Here is a 15,630-nt window from a genome sequence, read left to right as displayed (position 1 = left end):
AGGATTGGTTTGATGAGTAACTACACCACTCCATGCTTATATTGGCTTTCAAGGCGTTCATCCGCCTTTAGTTTTGCAGCAGAAACGATGTTAAAGAAGGTAAGGCATTGATTTTGATGGGCCCAGACCAGCTCTTTCATTTCCTTAGTGGTTAAATAAACTTTAGATTCCCTGTTTATTAATTGCCTTAAATCATCCCGATATTTCTCAATTGCACACTTCAAATCATTATTATGAAAAATGATTTGCAGTTCTAATCGTTTCGCCTTGCATTCATTGATTAAATTAATGAGACCGATCACAAAAGCCTCCCGATAAGCTTTACTAGTGTGGGCAAGGTCAGCTAAATGGGAAAGATTAAGGACTCCTAGATTAGAAGGCAAAAAATGGGCAATATTTGCAAGCTCATCGCTGCTCATCACGCAACCTTCTAAAGAAAGTACGGACAATTGCTTACTCTGGCTTAAGCTATTCTTCATCTTAGTAAAAAGCTCGGGCTTGGTGCCTGCCCATCTAAAATGAGTGAGGGTTTGGTTTTTTTCCAGCATCGAATTCAAATGATGCTCCGCTGCCTTTGAAATTTCGGAGAAGCCGACCAGCTCTAAGGCCTGCACAGAATTATTGGCGATTACTGATTCAAAGCCTTCGGCCTCATCCAAAGGATTACCAGCCATGACCTTGAAAATGCAGCTTAACCATTGCAAATCAGCGGGGTACAGTAGCCCAGAAAGGAATTCAAAACTTAATTGTGAAATGCTTTTGTTCTTCTGGAGGGCTTGAGCTAAGGGTAAAAAATTTAATTCCTCCTTAAAGGCCAGCCTAAGTTTTGCAATTGCGCATTGCGGTTCAGTTAACAGTTCGGCTATTAGTGCAACATGTTCATCTTCAAACCATCCAGCAACCTCCAATCCAATGATATTAGGATTTCCCTCGATTGTCCTCAGAATATCATTGAGAAAAATAGGCTCCACATTCCAGATTAGAATGGATGTTTTATATTTACGCCCACTCACTATCTTTTGCAATGATGCAAGGTAAATAGCCTTATCTTCTGGCTTATCAGGGAATGGGGTAATAATTACAGTAGCCGGGGCGGGGTCGAGCATGAAGCTTTGTGCATCAGCCTCGAAAGAGCGCCGATAATTAATAGCATTAATCAAATAATAATCCATAGAAGCCTCCTTTAATAAAAGGTGCATTATAAGTCGTTATTAATACATATTTTCATTCCACAGTTGCCTACACCCAATGGTCAAGAATTGCAGAACTGGCTTCAGTTACTTAATTCCACATGGTCACCCATAATTAATGATGATAGGATTTAATTGGCCATAACTTAGGAGCTGTCTTTTTATTGAGGTGGCTTGAACAACTAATCAGATTGTATCAGCTACCCTGGGAGCAACGACCCTTATGTAGCAAGAAGCAATTTTGATTTAATTGCCAAAAATCTATCTGCTAGAAAAATTATAATTTCTAATGGAGGCATTTAAACTCATTCCCTCAGTTACTAAGGCAATTAAAATCCTTGCTAAGAATAGATCATGACCAACTTATGTAGTTTTCTTGGCATCCTTGGTTGGGGCATTTCATGATGTTTAATGAAAATATTTTTGATTTTAACTAAATCACTAAAAGCGCCTGTTTAGCAGAGTAACCAATGTCAGCCTCCTCAATGTTGCTAACCACATCGCCTACGTTAAGCTTAAATAAGGCATGAATATTGGCTGCCTGTTTAGTGGCGCTAGCCTCATGGGGTTTAATTTCAACCGAGAAAGGCGCGTGATTTGTGTCGCATCCTCCATTTAAACATCCTTCACAGGCCAAACCTGCTGATGACCCAGTGGCTTTTCTCCAAAACATTAATTGATAACTGCTAAAGCCATCATCCTTCCCAAGGCTAGCTATGTCTAATTTCTGGGGGGATTTTTTGATGGTCACATTCAATTCCTCAATATCCATATGCTCTTTTGCTAAGTAATTGCCGAGGCTCTGCTCTTTGCCATTTTTCAGCCTGCCCACCAAGCTAAGTGCTTCTACATGACTTTGGCCGGCGGCCAGGCGAGAAATGCCATGCACCAAAGCGATGAGGGGTGAAAATGCAATGGTGGTAACCACACTAATAGCTACGCGCGCAATGAAAAGTGGAATATTAATTAAAGCAACAGGTAGCAATAACACAGTGGCCAGAAAGTTCCTATGAGCATTTTCAAAACACCATAGCATTAAAAACAATAAACCTGCCGCTGCATATAAAGTCAGATAATCGAAGATTCCTGAATGAGGTTTTCGCGACAGAATGGGTGCCTTTCCTGCGAACGCATTGTAGGTATCCCAAAGTTTTTGCAGAAAAGATGTGCGCAGAGTCCGGGCATGAGGAAAGGTTCTGCTTTCAAATAATTCTGTTAAGGGAAAATGCGGATCATAAGCCATAGTCAAAAATTAGGGGGCAGGAAAAACGCAATTTTATATGATTTATAATTGAACAGCAATGTGGATTTTGTAAGTGTGAGAGCAAACGCCATGCTAATTTGGTGCTTTGTACTAAGTGGATTGCTAATCTTGGACGCTGCTTCTGGAAGCAACTTCCGGGACAGGGCTCACCCTATGGCCTTATAGTTCCATTTCTCTTTTTAATGTGATTCTCTTTTAGCACGTTCGCTCAAAAAGAGTTTAGCCTATGGTCTCGTGATTCCTAACAAGGTTTGGTAAATGGCTGTCAAGACGACAAGGGCTGATGCACCAATTAAGTGCTTTTAAAAGAAGCAGCTTATTTTAATTTGTATTCGCGAAAACGACCATATTCTTTATATCCTAACTGTCGATAGAGCGGATAGCCTTCGCTAGATGCCTGTAAAACAGCGATGTGGTAGCCGAGATCTTTTGCTCGTTTTAAGCGATATTCCTGCATCGCTCTACCATAACCTTTCCGGCGTGCGAAAGGGGCCGTTGATAACCAATGTAATCCAGCAACTTGAGCAAAATAGCAGGATAAACCCCGCACTACAGGCTTTCCATCCACATAGCCCACATAATATTCAATTGGATCATCGTCCGTTAGAATCGAGGCTATCCATGAAAAATAGGTTTTGAAAGCCGCCTCATCGTTAGCAAGGACTCGTGCAAAATCGCGTAAGGTCTTTTCTTCTGTTGCGCGAACAATAGTTAGTTCCGGCATTGAAAGCAGGTCACCATCCCATGCATCTAAATCAAAATACATGGCGCAATTATTTTCTGTATTCTCATAACCTTTGTTTTCTAAGTGGCTTGATAGATCATCAGGCTTATCATTAGGACTAATCCACCAGGAAAATGGGCTATTTTTTTGATGGAAGTAATCCGTTACTTCTGAAATCTTTTCATCTGCATTGGCTGATGAAAAATCAGCATCCAGTGCATAATTAAAGGTGTCGTCTGCTAACGTTGAATTCACTAAAGTAAAACCTGGCACTCTGAGCAGTTCAACCTGACTTAAATATTGAGCAAAATGGGTCATATGGACATTTAAGTTGGCTTCCATTGCTTTTACCAGCTTTTCATGGGTCCAGTCTTTAGCCCTAGCGCCGGTGTTTTGTGGTAAGTAATCTCTTTTTCTCCCCTCCCATAACTTTGCTTTGGCATCAATCTCTTGAACCAATTTGTCTTTTCCGGAAACATAAGAATAGATATCCTCCGCAAACTGGGAAGCTAACTGAATTTTAAGCTGTGCATAGCTATGAGCCACATGAGGATGTTGGCTGACGTAATCTCTGAAGTTTACATGGCGCTGAATTTGAGGACTGCCTCTTTCATGTAAATGCAGATGAAAACGAATTACTGAGCCCTGTCGCTTTGTAAAAAAGCTCACGTGAGGAATAATTTGCCGCCGAAGGTGATCATAATTCAAGCGGGTCAGTTGTTCTGATATAAAATGAATATCATCTGCGTTTTCAAGCACCAGCAGTATATCAATGACCGGCTTTGCCGGCATGTTATGAATACTGGTACTGCCGATGTGGTATATTTCCTTAAGGCATTCACCCAAAGCTTTTTGAATTCGATTGGCTTCATCTTTAAATAGATGAGGCCACTGTTTGTCATATGGAACAACTTCCACCTTGTCTCGACTGGCGACCTTTCCTGCGCTTTGACTCATGACCATTTTCCCATGCATGTATAGCTGCTAGCTTATAATTTGATTGCCCGAGTTGCTATCATTGCTGGCAGAAATTTTTCAAGTAGGGTGTGGTGATGGGTGCTCATCTTCATAAAACCCGGATAACAGAAATCCCGCTTCTAATTGCCCGCTGATTTGGCTGGATAGACTGTGACCAAAAACAAGGGCTTCTTATGTTCTATTTTGTCATTAAGTGTCTCTTGAGAAAGATCTTTAATATCCGCATAGGGTAGAGATACTGGGGTCTTAATAAACCTTGTGCTTCCCATTCTTTTTATCAAAAACAAAAAGCACAGGAGTATAAAAACTGGCCAACAATACTCCTTTGCTCCGTAACACCCTGTAGCATTCTTACCAGACTGGTTTAACATTGGATGCGTATAAATTGGATATTGGTGTGAACAATGCATTCAAAAGAAGAATCGCTAATCCCTTTTAGTTCACACATATCGCCCTGAATGGTTTTCAGTGATAAATCATTTCGTTTTACGACGTAGAGATCTTATTCTAATTGTTTTTCAGAACAATCAAAAACGGTGACATTGGCGCCTGCTGCGGCCAATATGGGTGCCTGTTGCCCGCCAGCAGAGGCTAAACACAATATGTCTTTACCTCGGATATTTTTTGGAAGCCAGCTTTCGGGAATCGGTTTTTTGGTAATATGAACATCCTATTTTCCTTTTTTTGCAGCTTCAATTAGCTCTGAAGAAACAGGTTTAGACCAATCATGTTGTAATAAAGCTTGCTGATCCCAAGCTGCTTCGTTATGGGAAAGGATGTTAATTAGCTTGAGTTTGGTTTTGCATCTGACATGTAGCCTGCGTCAAAGGCGCTTAGAGAGGGGGAATGAAGAAACTGGATTTGGCTCCCCGGACAGGACTCGAACCTGTGACCTAATGATTAACAGTCAAATAATATTCAATTTCAAACTATATCAATTAATTTCATTTTATATCATAATTTATTGATATTTATTTATTTTTAACAAATATCTATTTCAAATATTTACATTGAATATCATCCCAGCACATAATTAAGTGTACCCCGAGGTGTACCCTATTCGACCTGATGATATGAGATTTTGATGAAAAATTTTACAGATACTTATATTAGAAATTTAAAGGCTAAAGAAAAGCGTTATGAAGAATTTGAAGGTGGTGGATTTGGTATCCGAATCACACCAAACAACGTCAAAACATGGATCTATCGTTACAAAATCAATGGTGTGACTACAAAGTTTACCTTAGGGCATTACCCTGCGATGAGTTTGTCGAATGCCAAAAGACGATTCCTTGAATTGTCACAAATGCGCAGAGAAGGAGTTGATCCTAAAACGGTGATACAAGCTCAAGAAGAACAGGACAATAATACAGTCGATAAATTGGCGCTGAACTGGTATACAAATTACATCGAAAAACATGTAAAGCGTCCTTTGGTAATCAAACGCCAAATTGATAATGATATCATTCCCTTGTTAGGCAAGAAAAAACTGGATGACGTGCAAACCAAAGATATTAGCGAAGCATTGGATACCATCGTCAAGCGAGGCGCAAGAATACTTGCCAATCGCACCTTAAGTTCCATTAAGCAAATGTTTAACTATGCAGTTAGCCGAGGGTATACGCAGTTCAATCCTGCTAGTAATATTCGTTCACGAGATATTGGCGGCATTGAAAAACCTAAAGAGCGGGTACTAACGCTTGAAGAAATCAAAGCTTTGTGGCTGTTTTTAGACAGTAATGTATCGCATATGTCTAGGCAAACTCGCATAGCAATTAAGCTCTTACTCCTCACTGGTGTGAGAACAGTTGAGTTGCGTCTTGCCAGTTGGCATGAAATTGATTTTGAGGCCTCTTTATGGACGATCCCCGCTTCGCACTCTAAAGGCAGCATCATTCACAAAGTCCACTTGAGCCAGTTGGCTAAATCACTCTTTTTGCAACTCAAGCCCTTAAGCCATTCCGATTACATACTCACTGGTGTTGATGGATTTCATCCGATAACGGAGAATGCTCTTCCAAGAGCGATAAAACGTATTCAAGAAAAGCTTGGCATACCAGATTGGACTGCCCACGACTTACGTCGTACTTTTGCTACCCAGCTTGGAGAAACCCTGCAAATTGATCCTGTGGTGATAGAAAAATGCCTTGGGCATAAAATGCCACGGATTATGGCGACTTATAACCGCAATGAAATGTTACCTCAGAGACAAGAGGCTCTTGATCGTTGGTCGGCATGTATTAATAATTTAATAACGAATAACATTGTATATTTAAACATAAAAAACATATAGTTGATGATTTTATTTACATGCGATATTTGGTAAATAAAAAAACACATCCATTGAAATGGAATTATGATGAATAAATTAATAAACATATATTGTGATGAAAGTTGCCATTTAGAGTCTTCAGTACTAACTACTGAAAATCGATATATGGTATTGGGGGCAATAGCGTGCCCAGATGAGGTTAAAAAAGAAATATTTCATAAAATTAAAGTCATTAAAAGTGAAAATAGCCTTAAAGAATACTCAGAAATAAAATGGACTAAAGTTACTCGTAATAAAATCACAGCGTATGAAGCATTAATAAATTACTTTTTTAGCTGTGAAAAGCTTTCATTTAGAGCAGTTATTATTGATAAAAATCAACTCCAGCATAATCGATTTAACCATACTCACGATCAATTTTATTACAAAATGTATTGGCAGATGCTTGAGTGGTTCATTGATCCTGAAAACTCTTATCATATTTATCTTGACATTAAAGATACCCATGGTTATTTAAAAGTCGAAAAATTGCATGAGGTTCTTTGTAATTCTCACCATGATTTTAATAAAAAAGTGGTTGCAAGAATACAAGAAGTGCGTTCACATGAAAATGTATTAATTCAGTTAGCTGATTTATTAATTGGCTCTATATCATACGCTAATCGATATCCTGAGGGTGGGCAAAGCTATGCAAAACAACAGATTGTAGATCTGGTAAAAGCCCATACAGGTCTATCTTTGATTCGTAGTACTTCTCTTGGTGCGCGTAAGTTTAATTTATTTAATTGGGAGGGGCGTTTGTGAGTCTGTACCCATTGCCTGATTTAATATTGTTTGAGAGTTTTGGTGGCAATTGGGATAGCTATCAAAATACCCTATACCAACTGTTTTTAAATAATATTGATCGTAAATTATCCTTTCTTGGCTTACCAATTCGATGTCGTTATTTTGAACCAATTTCAAATATGCATAGAAGTTTTTGGCATCTAGTTACTTCTGGCCCTCTTGATGATGAAGAAAGAATTATAGATTTCCGACGTTGTGAGAGGATTAATTGGATTCCACATCTAATTCAACGTAGCAATTGTTCTGAAATTTTATGCTGGGAGAACAAAAGAGGCTCAAATACAAACACTGTACTTTGGCTTCCTCCAGAACGATATATGATTGTACTTTCCAATCGCAAAGATTACTATTTGCTAACTACTGCTTATGTGCATGATGAAAGAAAAGGCAAAACGAATCAGAAAGAATCTGGCTTACATAGAGACCCCAGAAAAAGCTGAGGCCGCCTAGGCGACCTCGAATGCTCCTTCTACACTAAAGGTAGATGAGTTATCATAATTATAGCAGATTATACACTCTACATGTCAAATAATTTAGGAATGTCATGGATCTTAATGAATTGAAAAGCAAAGCGCTACAAAATCAAGAAGTTTTAGACGCTTATGAAGAACTCGAGTCCGAATTTGACGCCATTGATACTGCTTTAAAGCAAGAAAGCATGCCACTAAAGAAAAATGATAATGGATATAAAACGAATGCCATAGATTAATCTTATCAAGCGAAAATATATTCTTATTATCATTTGATATCATTCACTATCAACCTTATAAAACCTGTTGACACTATAAAATACCCACTTAAAATGAAAATGCCGCTTGGTTTTTAAGGATAATTTTTTGAATTTTTTATTCGCCAATGCTCATGAATTAGCAGCATTACTGGAGCTCCCCTACATACAAAGAGTAGTTTACCTGATGGGAATCCGCCCATACATGGACAGGCAAAGTTGTATCGTAGGCATCAAGCGCAGGATCAGTTATCAATCGTTGCGTGAAACGCTTTATGTCGGACCGATTGCAGGTGTTAAAACGGGCAGTCCAAGCCTCCAGCAAATGAAACGGGCTGTTAAATCATTAGAGCGTGCCGGACTTATTGAGATTCAGTCTACTGAAAGGCACTTGATATTGAAGTGTATTTATGCTGAATTGGATAACCCTGCTCCAAAGAAGGCCGTACCGAAGCCGAACCATAATCCCGACACAAACCCGACACAGGGAAATGTTGTAGAAATAGGGAAATCATGTGCATTAAGACAAAAACCCGACATAGCCAATAACCCTGAGGCCGACCCACCTCAGAAGTCAGAAGATAATAATTATATATATGTGTGTAGCAAATTTGAAAAATTTTGGAAAAGTTATCCACATCCCGTTGATAGGGAAGCAGCTTTTTATCAATTTAAAGAGCTTAATCCTAATGATAAGTTATTTGAAAAAATTATGACGGGACTATATGAGCAAATTGAAAGTTATAATCTTCAGGTAATGATAGGTGAATGGGTGCCGAAATGGAAATATCCATCTAACTGGCTAGCCAAAAAATGTTGGCAAACAGATCCGTACGTGTTTGAGCAATCATTACCAATTGTACATGACTTGGAAAATCAACAGATAGGCATTCAAGAGGACAGCAATCTAGATCATACTTAATTTCAGAGATGAGGGAAGCTCGATAAGTAATGCTTTGCACTTTGAGAAAGAATAATAACTTTTCTATCGTCTATTGTTTTCTGCGTCACTGCAATTTTCCAGCAGTGACGCAGAAAAATCACTTTAATATCCCCTAGTAAAATCAAGGTATTTCGCTATTTTGTCCGATCCCGCCTATCGGGATTGGACATATTGCGTTAATCGGGAGTAAGTATATGACTGGGTAGAAGTATCTGGTTTACTTGCGAAGGGTAAAAAGATTACATAAACTTTAAAATTGATAAATAACTCTAACAAAATATACTTTGACTAAAGATTATTTTAAAAAAATAAAAGAATATTACAGGAAGTTAACTCTCTTTTATTCTAATCAAGGTAAAAATGAGCGTGAGCGAATCAGTGTTGAGGTGTTTCTCAGCCTTCTAGGTATAAATTATTCAAAGGTAGATGTGATTTCAATTGAGGAACAAAATAATCCTGTTGATGTTCAATATAAAGAGTGTAGGTTCCAAATTAAAGAAATCCCGGATGATGTCAAAAGACATAGAGATATAAAACAAACTTATGAGGCATTAGAAAAAGCTGACAAAGACAAAATTGACTGGCCGATATCTGTTTATGATAAGTCTCCTTATCAAACGGCATGGAAAAGAGTTACAAATAAACTAGAACAAATAGAAAAAAGTTACTCTAATGAAGTAAAAAATGGGTTGGACCTGCTATTTTATATTACCAATACATCAACTGAATTATTCAATATTAACGATTTTTCCAGAGTTAGAGAATTAGAAAAGTATGGATTTCGGTCAGTATCAGCAGTGATTTGTGATAGGCAAGCAGTTATCTTATTTGTGACAGATCATTCACCTCCTGAGTTAAAAACTCACTTTGGAAAACTATATTTTTCTTCGTAAACTCTGCGTCACTGCAATTTAATGTGCAGTGACGCAGGAAAATCACCCTGATTAGGCTCAATAAAATCAAGGTATCTAGAGATTTTGTCCTGACGCCTGTCTGGCGCCAGGACAAAATTTTTATCTTTAACTGATTGTTTAGCACCTATCTATTTGCTATTTTTGAAATGAAGCATAACTGATGAGCCGCACAGGCGAAACGTCATTGACGTCTTATGCAAAGCCACTTTAACCCTTAACTTGTGGCTGGACGTTTAGTAGGGTAAGTAAAGGTAATAATTTTTAATAATTGTTTGATCAATTTAAAAAATATAGGAGGTAACTAATTAAAAAATAGCTGTAAACACGCGAGACCGTTTGCCTTATAACGGTTGATTTGCCCCCTATTTCGAGCAATATGGCATTGCCGGGTTTCAACTTTGAGTGAACCGCTCGACCAACACTAAACTCAGAACAGGGCAAATACGACTTTAAGACTGCATAATTTAAAATAATTGGTATATGGATAAATTTTAAAAGGAAGCCCTTAATGAGCGTTAATGCAAAACAATGGCTAATTCCACTCATTGTATTCATTATCTGTTTTATTGTGGTGATTTTATCTATAAACCAAATTATCAAATTGGCGCAACCTCATACAGGCTTAAGTACTAAAATACAAAGTACTAAATTCGATGAAGAAATTACAAATCTTATTAATAACCCTACAGTTTTAAATTACCAAATCCTTGAGAATAATCTACCCTCAAGTTTTCAGGGTGAATCGAACATAAAGGCACAATTTAATCTATTGCCCCAAATAAAAAACCTGCCCCCCATTGATCAAGATACAATTATTAGAGTTAAATTAGTTGAGTGGAAGGTTAAGCAACTTCAAGCTCAATTTAACACATTCGTAGTTCGTAATAATGAGCCGATTTTTTTCAAAACTTTCTTCTGGATATGGGGGTTTTTAATTTGGATAGGTTCTATTATTGGAGGAAAAATGTTAAATTTTCTTACTGACAAATATATTATTAATAGGTATTGGGGATAATTATTCAAATGCTAATATCTATTTCCTATAAGTGTTTTCTCAGTAACTATACTGCCCCTGCTAATTATAAAGCTTATGATCCGGATCAAACCAAACAATGAAGAAGATGTTGTCTATAAAGAAACCATGAACTCGGCCATGTTCATTCGCGCTAATTTCAAACTGATACGGTAGAATTTGTTGTAGTTGTTGATTTAATTGTGAAAACCCTCTAGGTTCGGTTGTATCGCTCCAGTTAATTTGATGAGCACGTAAAGATTTGGAGCGATTGTTAATAATTTCTTTTTGTGTCATTAAGCAAATACCTTTTAATCTTTCAAGCATCTTCTCAAAATATTTACTTTTTTTTCCATTTATGGAAAATTTTTGGTTATTTATATCAAGATATTTAAAAGAAAAATGAACTGAACTATCAGAAATCGATTCTTTTAATCCCTCTCTTATGGAGCCACTATTTTTTGATGGTTTGCTGTCATAAATTCTTTTGCTCATTTTCAGCTACTTTTTCTAGAAAATATTCTTTCATATCAATTTGACTTATTTCTGCACTTGAAGCCTCATCTATTGGCAAATTCCCTCGAGCTTTTTTCCATGGAGTGGTTTGATGGGTTAAATGCTCTAATTCAAAAGCACTATAGCTACCATAAACATCAATAACTTCATCTAAATGAGAGCGAATCTTTGGAGATAAATTGGGGAAGGATGGTTTTTCATCAATCAATCCATAGCCATATTGTTTAAATGAGTGATAAGCTGCTGGAATTACGGGGCCATGAACCCACGCTTCAATTTTGTCATCAAATAAGGGTTTATTATATAAAGCAAGATACCAACCTTGGGCGTAATACAATAGCTTTTGTAATTTTAAATTTGTTAGAGGCTCTCCATGCTCCTGAAAATATGAAATAATATAGTCAGCGATTTTTCTATATGAGGAAATCGACTCTTTATTCATTTGTCACCCGTTTCTATAAAGCAGGATAATTGGCTTTATTAATTATAGCAGAACCGATAATTCAGGGGGCAACTATAAAAACGTATAAAAAGGTGTACCCCAAAGTGTACCCGAGAATTTTTATAAGATATTTGAATTTCGCCAAAACCCAGACTGGATTTGGCTCCCCGGACAGGACTCGAACCTGTGACCTAATGATTAACAGTCATCCGCTCTACCGACTGAGCTACCGGGGAATGAGGGGGCATCTTAAATCTATTTTACTTAAGGATCAAGTGTAAAATTAAAATTTTTATTATTTTAGACCTTGAGAAGACCACTACAAGGCTTAATCGTCATTAAATATTCTAACGTCATTGAAAAACAGGCCAAATTTTCAATTGCTGCCTCTTCACAAGCTTTGTCAAAAGGCGGCTCAAACGAATGGCTATGAAGCCATTCGCCCATCAGTCATTTACGATTACTTACAAAAACGTTCCAAACGATCCATGGCATCCCGCAGAATGTCCATACTGGTGGCAAAAGACAGACGTATGCAACCTTCATTACCAAAAGCTGAGCCAGGGACCAATGCTAAACCAACTTCATTGAGCAGTTGATCGGCAAATTCGATGTCGTTTTTAAAGCCCCGTCTTGCAATGATTTCAGTCACGCTTGGGAAACTGTAAAATGTCCCATCCGCGGGAATCACTTCAACGCCAGGAATGTTGTGTAAGCGCTCGACAATGAAATCATGGCGTTGTTGAAAAGCAGCGACCATTTCCTGGACCGTTTCATCTCCACCGTTTAAAGCGGCCACAGAGGCTTTCTGGGCAATTGAACAGGGATTGGAAGTCGATTGCGACTGGATAGTCGTCATTGCACTTATGAGCGGGGCTGGTCCTGCCGCATAACCAATGCGCCAGCCGGTCATTGCATAGGCTTTGGAAACACCATTTAAAACGATGGTTCTTGAATAAAGGGCTGGGCAGGCGTTTAACACGTTGGCGAATGGTTGTGTCCATAGAATGTGTTCATACATATCATCGGTGGCAACAAACACATGGGGGTGCTTCAGCAGTACATCGGTCAAGGCTTTTAATTCATCCAGAGAATAGGCGACGCCAGATGGATTGGAAGGGCTATTTAAAAACAACAGCTTGGTTTTAGGCGTAATGGCCTTCTCCAACTGCTCGGGGCTAATTTTATAACGTTCAGCAGGAGTGGTTGGGATAATAACAGGTGTTGCCCCAGCCAATAAGGCAATATCTGGGTAAGAGACCCAATAGGGACCGGGGATAATGACCTCATCGCCTTCGTCTAATAACGCTTGGCAAAGATTGTAAACGCTTTGCTTGCCGCCAACAGAGACTAATATTTGATTGGCTTGATATTCAAGGCCATTGTCACGTTTGAATTTATTAATGATGGCTTGTTTCAGTTCAGGGATGCCATCTACGGCGGTGTATTTTGTAAAACCAGCCTCAATGGCTGCAATGGCTGCATTCTTAATGTGCTGGGGAGTATCAAAATCAGGCTCGCCGGTACCTAAGTTAATAATGTCCATGCCTTCAGCGCGCATACGCGAGGCTTTTGCTGCGACTGAAAGGGTGGGGGAGGGTTTTACAGCTTGCAGGCGTTTAGCCAATGCGATATCCATCATGTAACTCCTGTGATATATTTCTGAGCAATTTTAAGGAAATTGTCATAAAATTCCATTGATCAGTTATAGTTTATGATATGAAAAACGTATTTAAAATTTATTCCAGCTACCAACCCGCAGGTGATCAGCCAACTGCAATTGCTTCGCTAATTGACGGACTTAAGTCCGGGCTGGCTCGGCAAATACTGCTTGGTGTTACAGGCTCAGGAAAAACCTTTACGATTGCCCACGTCATTCAGGAAATGAAAAAACCAACCCTTATCATGGCGCCCAATAAAACGTTGGCCGCACAATTGTATGGGGAGTTTAAAACGTTTTTTCCTGATAACGCTGTGGAGTATTTCGTCTCTTATTACGATTATTATCAGCCAGAAGCTTATGTGCCAGCATCGGATACCTTTATCGAAAAGGACGCCTCCATCAATGAACATATCGAACAAATGCGCTTGTCAGCCACCAAAGCCTTAATCGAACGCAGGGACGCCATCATTGTGGCGACTGTTTCAGCAATTTATGGCCTGGGTGATCCTGATTCATACCTGCGTATGTTATTACATCTCTCCCGAGGAGAACAATCCGATCAGCGTAAAATTCTAAGACGACTTGCTGAAATGCAGTACATCCGTAGCCAACAATCTTTAGAACGAGGGCAATTTCGCGTCCATGGAGATGTGATTGACGTATTTCCTGCAGACTCCGAAAAAGAAGCCATTCGCATTGAGTTATTCGATGACGAAATAGAAAACCTCTCCCGTTTTGACCCCTTAACTGGAGAAGTGTTACAGCGCCTGCCCCGGGTAACGATTTTTCCAAAAACCCACTACGTCACACCCAGGGAAAGAATTTTGCAAACCGTGGATTTGGTCAAGGAAGAATTAAAAGAAAGGCTTGAGGAATTCAATGGGCAGGATAAATTGCTTGAAGCGCAGCGTCTGCAGCAGCGAACCGGTTTTGACATCGAAATGATGCTTGAATTGGGTTATTGCTCTGGCATCGAAAATTATTCACGTTATTTGTCGGGCCGCAAGCAGGGGGAGCCGCCGCCAACCTTATTTGACTATTTGCCTCCAGATGCCTTGTTGGTCATTGATGAATCCCACGTAACCGTCCCCCAAATTGGTGGCATGTATCGAGGAGACAGGGCGCGTAAAGAAACTTTGGTGGAATATGGTTTCAGATTGCCCTCAGCTTTGGACAATCGGCCCCTTCGCTTCGAAGAGTTTGATGCACGCTCACCCCAAACCATTTATGTTTCGGCAACGCCTGGACCTTATGAGAAAGAACACGCGGATAACATTGCCGAACAGTTGGTACGCCCAACGGGTTTGGTCGACCCACAGGTTATTGTCCGACCGGTTAAAAACCAGGTGGATGATTTATTGTCCGAAATAAGGCAAGTGACGCAACAGGGGGAGCGGGTTTTAGTTACCACTCTGACCAAACGAATGGCTGAAGATTTAACCGACTACCTTCATGAGCATGCTGTGAAAGTTCGCTATTTGCATGCAGACATTGATACTGTTGAGCGCGTGGAAATCATTAGGGACTTAAGATTGGGTGAATTTGATGTGCTGGTCGGCATTAACTTGTTGCGGGAAGGCCTTGATATGCCAGAGGTAGCCTTAGTGGCCATACTTGATGCGGATAAAGAAGGCTTCCTTCGTTCTGATCGCTCCCTGATTCAGACCATTGGCCGCGCCGCCCGCAATGTGAATGGCCGTGCGATTCTTTATGCCGACTACATTACTGGCTCCATGCAACGTGCTTTGGATGAAACAGAGCGTCGACGCAATAAACAAATCGAGTTTAATCAACAGCATGGCATTATACCTAAAGGGATCCGGAAATCAGTGGAAGACATCATGGAAGCCGCTTACAGCAGCAAAAGAAAATCTCAGGTTGCAGAAAAACAGCCCCTATACTCTGCTCTTCCTCCAGAACAACTGGCCAAAGAAATTAAAAATCTGGAAAAACAAATGCATATCCATGCGAAAAACATGGAATTTGAACTCGCGGCCAAAGTGCGGGATCAGTTGCTGGCTCTAAAAGAACAGTTAAAAACCAGCTAGTTTTTTTTTAAAAACATTTGCACTTCTTAAATTCAATGTTAAGTTAAAGACACTTGGTCGATTCTAAAGCTTTTGTAGCAAAAGTTGCTCT

Annotated in this window: 14 protein-coding genes and 1 tRNA gene; 8 read left to right on the top strand and 7 right to left on the bottom strand. The window is 39.3% G+C overall.

What is annotated here, in order from left to right; translation table 11 throughout:
* Positions 1 to 20 precede the first annotated feature (20 nt).
* From EL203_RS13965 to EL203_RS13955, 3 genes are all read right to left on the bottom strand, one after another.
* Positions 21 to 1,172 (bottom strand): hypothetical protein, encoded by a 1,152-nt coding sequence (locus tag EL203_RS13965; protein WP_058471642.1) that lies wholly within the window; start codon positions 1,170 to 1,172, stop codon positions 21 to 23.
* A 451-nt stretch (positions 1,173 to 1,623) separates the two neighbouring features.
* Positions 1,624 to 2,433 carry a hypothetical protein gene (locus EL203_RS13960; protein ID WP_058471643.1) on the bottom strand — a complete coding sequence of 270 codons (810 nt, stop codon included), beginning with the start codon at positions 2,431 to 2,433 and terminating at the stop codon, positions 1,624 to 1,626.
* Between the two features lie 337 nt (positions 2,434 to 2,770).
* Positions 2,771 to 4,135 carry a bifunctional GrpB family protein/GNAT family N-acetyltransferase gene (locus EL203_RS13955; RefSeq protein WP_162262751.1) on the bottom strand — a complete coding sequence of 455 codons (1,365 nt, stop codon included), beginning with the start codon at positions 4,133 to 4,135 and terminating at the stop codon, positions 2,771 to 2,773.
* Between the two features lie 1,105 nt (positions 4,136 to 5,240).
* Between EL203_RS13955 and EL203_RS13945 the strand changes: the two genes are divergently transcribed.
* From EL203_RS13945 to EL203_RS13920, 7 genes are all read left to right on the top strand, one after another.
* A complete protein-coding gene (locus tag EL203_RS13945; protein ID WP_058471645.1) occupies positions 5,241 to 6,449 on the top strand; it encodes a tyrosine-type recombinase/integrase in 1,209 nt (402 codons plus the stop codon).
* Positions 6,450 to 6,515: 66 nt separating this feature from the next.
* A complete protein-coding gene (locus EL203_RS13940; protein WP_058471646.1) occupies positions 6,516 to 7,232 on the top strand; it encodes a DUF3800 domain-containing protein in 717 nt (238 codons plus the stop codon).
* 11 nt (positions 7,233 to 7,243) lie between these two features.
* Positions 7,244 to 7,714 carry an oxidoreductase gene (locus tag EL203_RS13935; RefSeq protein ID WP_126320132.1) on the top strand — a complete coding sequence of 157 codons (471 nt, stop codon included), beginning with the start codon at positions 7,244 to 7,246 and terminating at the stop codon, positions 7,712 to 7,714.
* 104 nt (positions 7,715 to 7,818) lie between these two features.
* Positions 7,819 to 7,983: a hypothetical protein gene (locus EL203_RS14475; RefSeq protein WP_154219850.1), complete on the top strand. Its 165-nt coding sequence runs from the start codon at positions 7,819 to 7,821 to the stop codon at positions 7,981 to 7,983.
* Between the two features lie 127 nt (positions 7,984 to 8,110).
* Positions 8,111 to 8,923: a hypothetical protein gene (locus EL203_RS13930; protein WP_122224948.1), complete on the top strand. Its 813-nt coding sequence runs from the start codon at positions 8,111 to 8,113 to the stop codon at positions 8,921 to 8,923.
* A 305-nt stretch (positions 8,924 to 9,228) separates the two neighbouring features.
* Positions 9,229 to 9,837, top strand: a complete 609-nt coding sequence (locus tag EL203_RS13925) for a DUF1780 domain-containing protein (protein WP_058471649.1) — start codon at positions 9,229 to 9,231, stop codon at positions 9,835 to 9,837.
* Positions 9,838 to 10,366: 529 nt separating this feature from the next.
* The gene (locus EL203_RS13920; protein WP_058471650.1) at positions 10,367 to 10,873 is read left to right on the top strand and encodes a hypothetical protein; all 507 of its coding nucleotides are present in this window, start codon (positions 10,367 to 10,369) and stop codon (positions 10,871 to 10,873) included.
* A gap of 60 nt (positions 10,874 to 10,933) precedes the next feature.
* On the opposite strand, the gene EL203_RS13915 is transcribed toward EL203_RS13920, so the two are convergent.
* The 4 genes from EL203_RS13915 to EL203_RS13900 all read right to left on the bottom strand — a co-directional run bounded on the left by EL203_RS13915 (position 10,934) and on the right by EL203_RS13900 (position 13,467).
* Complete coding sequence (locus EL203_RS13915) at positions 10,934 to 11,365, bottom strand: hypothetical protein (RefSeq protein ID WP_064108362.1); 432 nt, start codon at positions 11,363 to 11,365, stop codon at positions 10,934 to 10,936.
* On the bottom strand, positions 11,346 to 11,828 hold the full coding sequence (locus EL203_RS13910) for a Panacea domain-containing protein (protein WP_064108363.1): 483 nt from the start codon (positions 11,826 to 11,828) through the stop codon (positions 11,346 to 11,348). Before EL203_RS13910 ends, EL203_RS13915 begins: the two co-directional genes overlap by 20 nt.
* A gap of 160 nt (positions 11,829 to 11,988) precedes the next feature.
* Positions 11,989 to 12,064: transfer RNA gene (locus EL203_RS13905), tRNA-Asn, on the bottom strand.
* Positions 12,065 to 12,288: 224 nt separating this feature from the next.
* Positions 12,289 to 13,467, bottom strand: coding sequence for a pyridoxal phosphate-dependent aminotransferase (locus EL203_RS13900; protein WP_058471651.1), 1,179 nt, complete (start codon positions 13,465 to 13,467; stop codon positions 12,289 to 12,291).
* An 80-nt stretch (positions 13,468 to 13,547) separates the two neighbouring features.
* Here EL203_RS13900 and uvrB point away from each other — a divergent pair, with 80 nt between their 5' ends.
* On the top strand, positions 13,548 to 15,539 hold the full coding sequence (gene uvrB, locus EL203_RS13895; RefSeq protein WP_058471652.1) for an excinuclease ABC subunit UvrB: 1,992 nt from the start codon (positions 13,548 to 13,550) through the stop codon (positions 15,537 to 15,539).
* Positions 15,540 to 15,630 lie beyond the last annotated feature (91 nt).

Source organism: Legionella jordanis (genome assembly GCF_900637635.1).
Taxonomy (GTDB): domain Bacteria; phylum Pseudomonadota; class Gammaproteobacteria; order Legionellales; family Legionellaceae; genus Tatlockia; species Tatlockia jordanis.
Note: the sequence above shows the minus strand (reverse complement) of the source record. Positions and strands in the feature narration are given on the sequence as shown.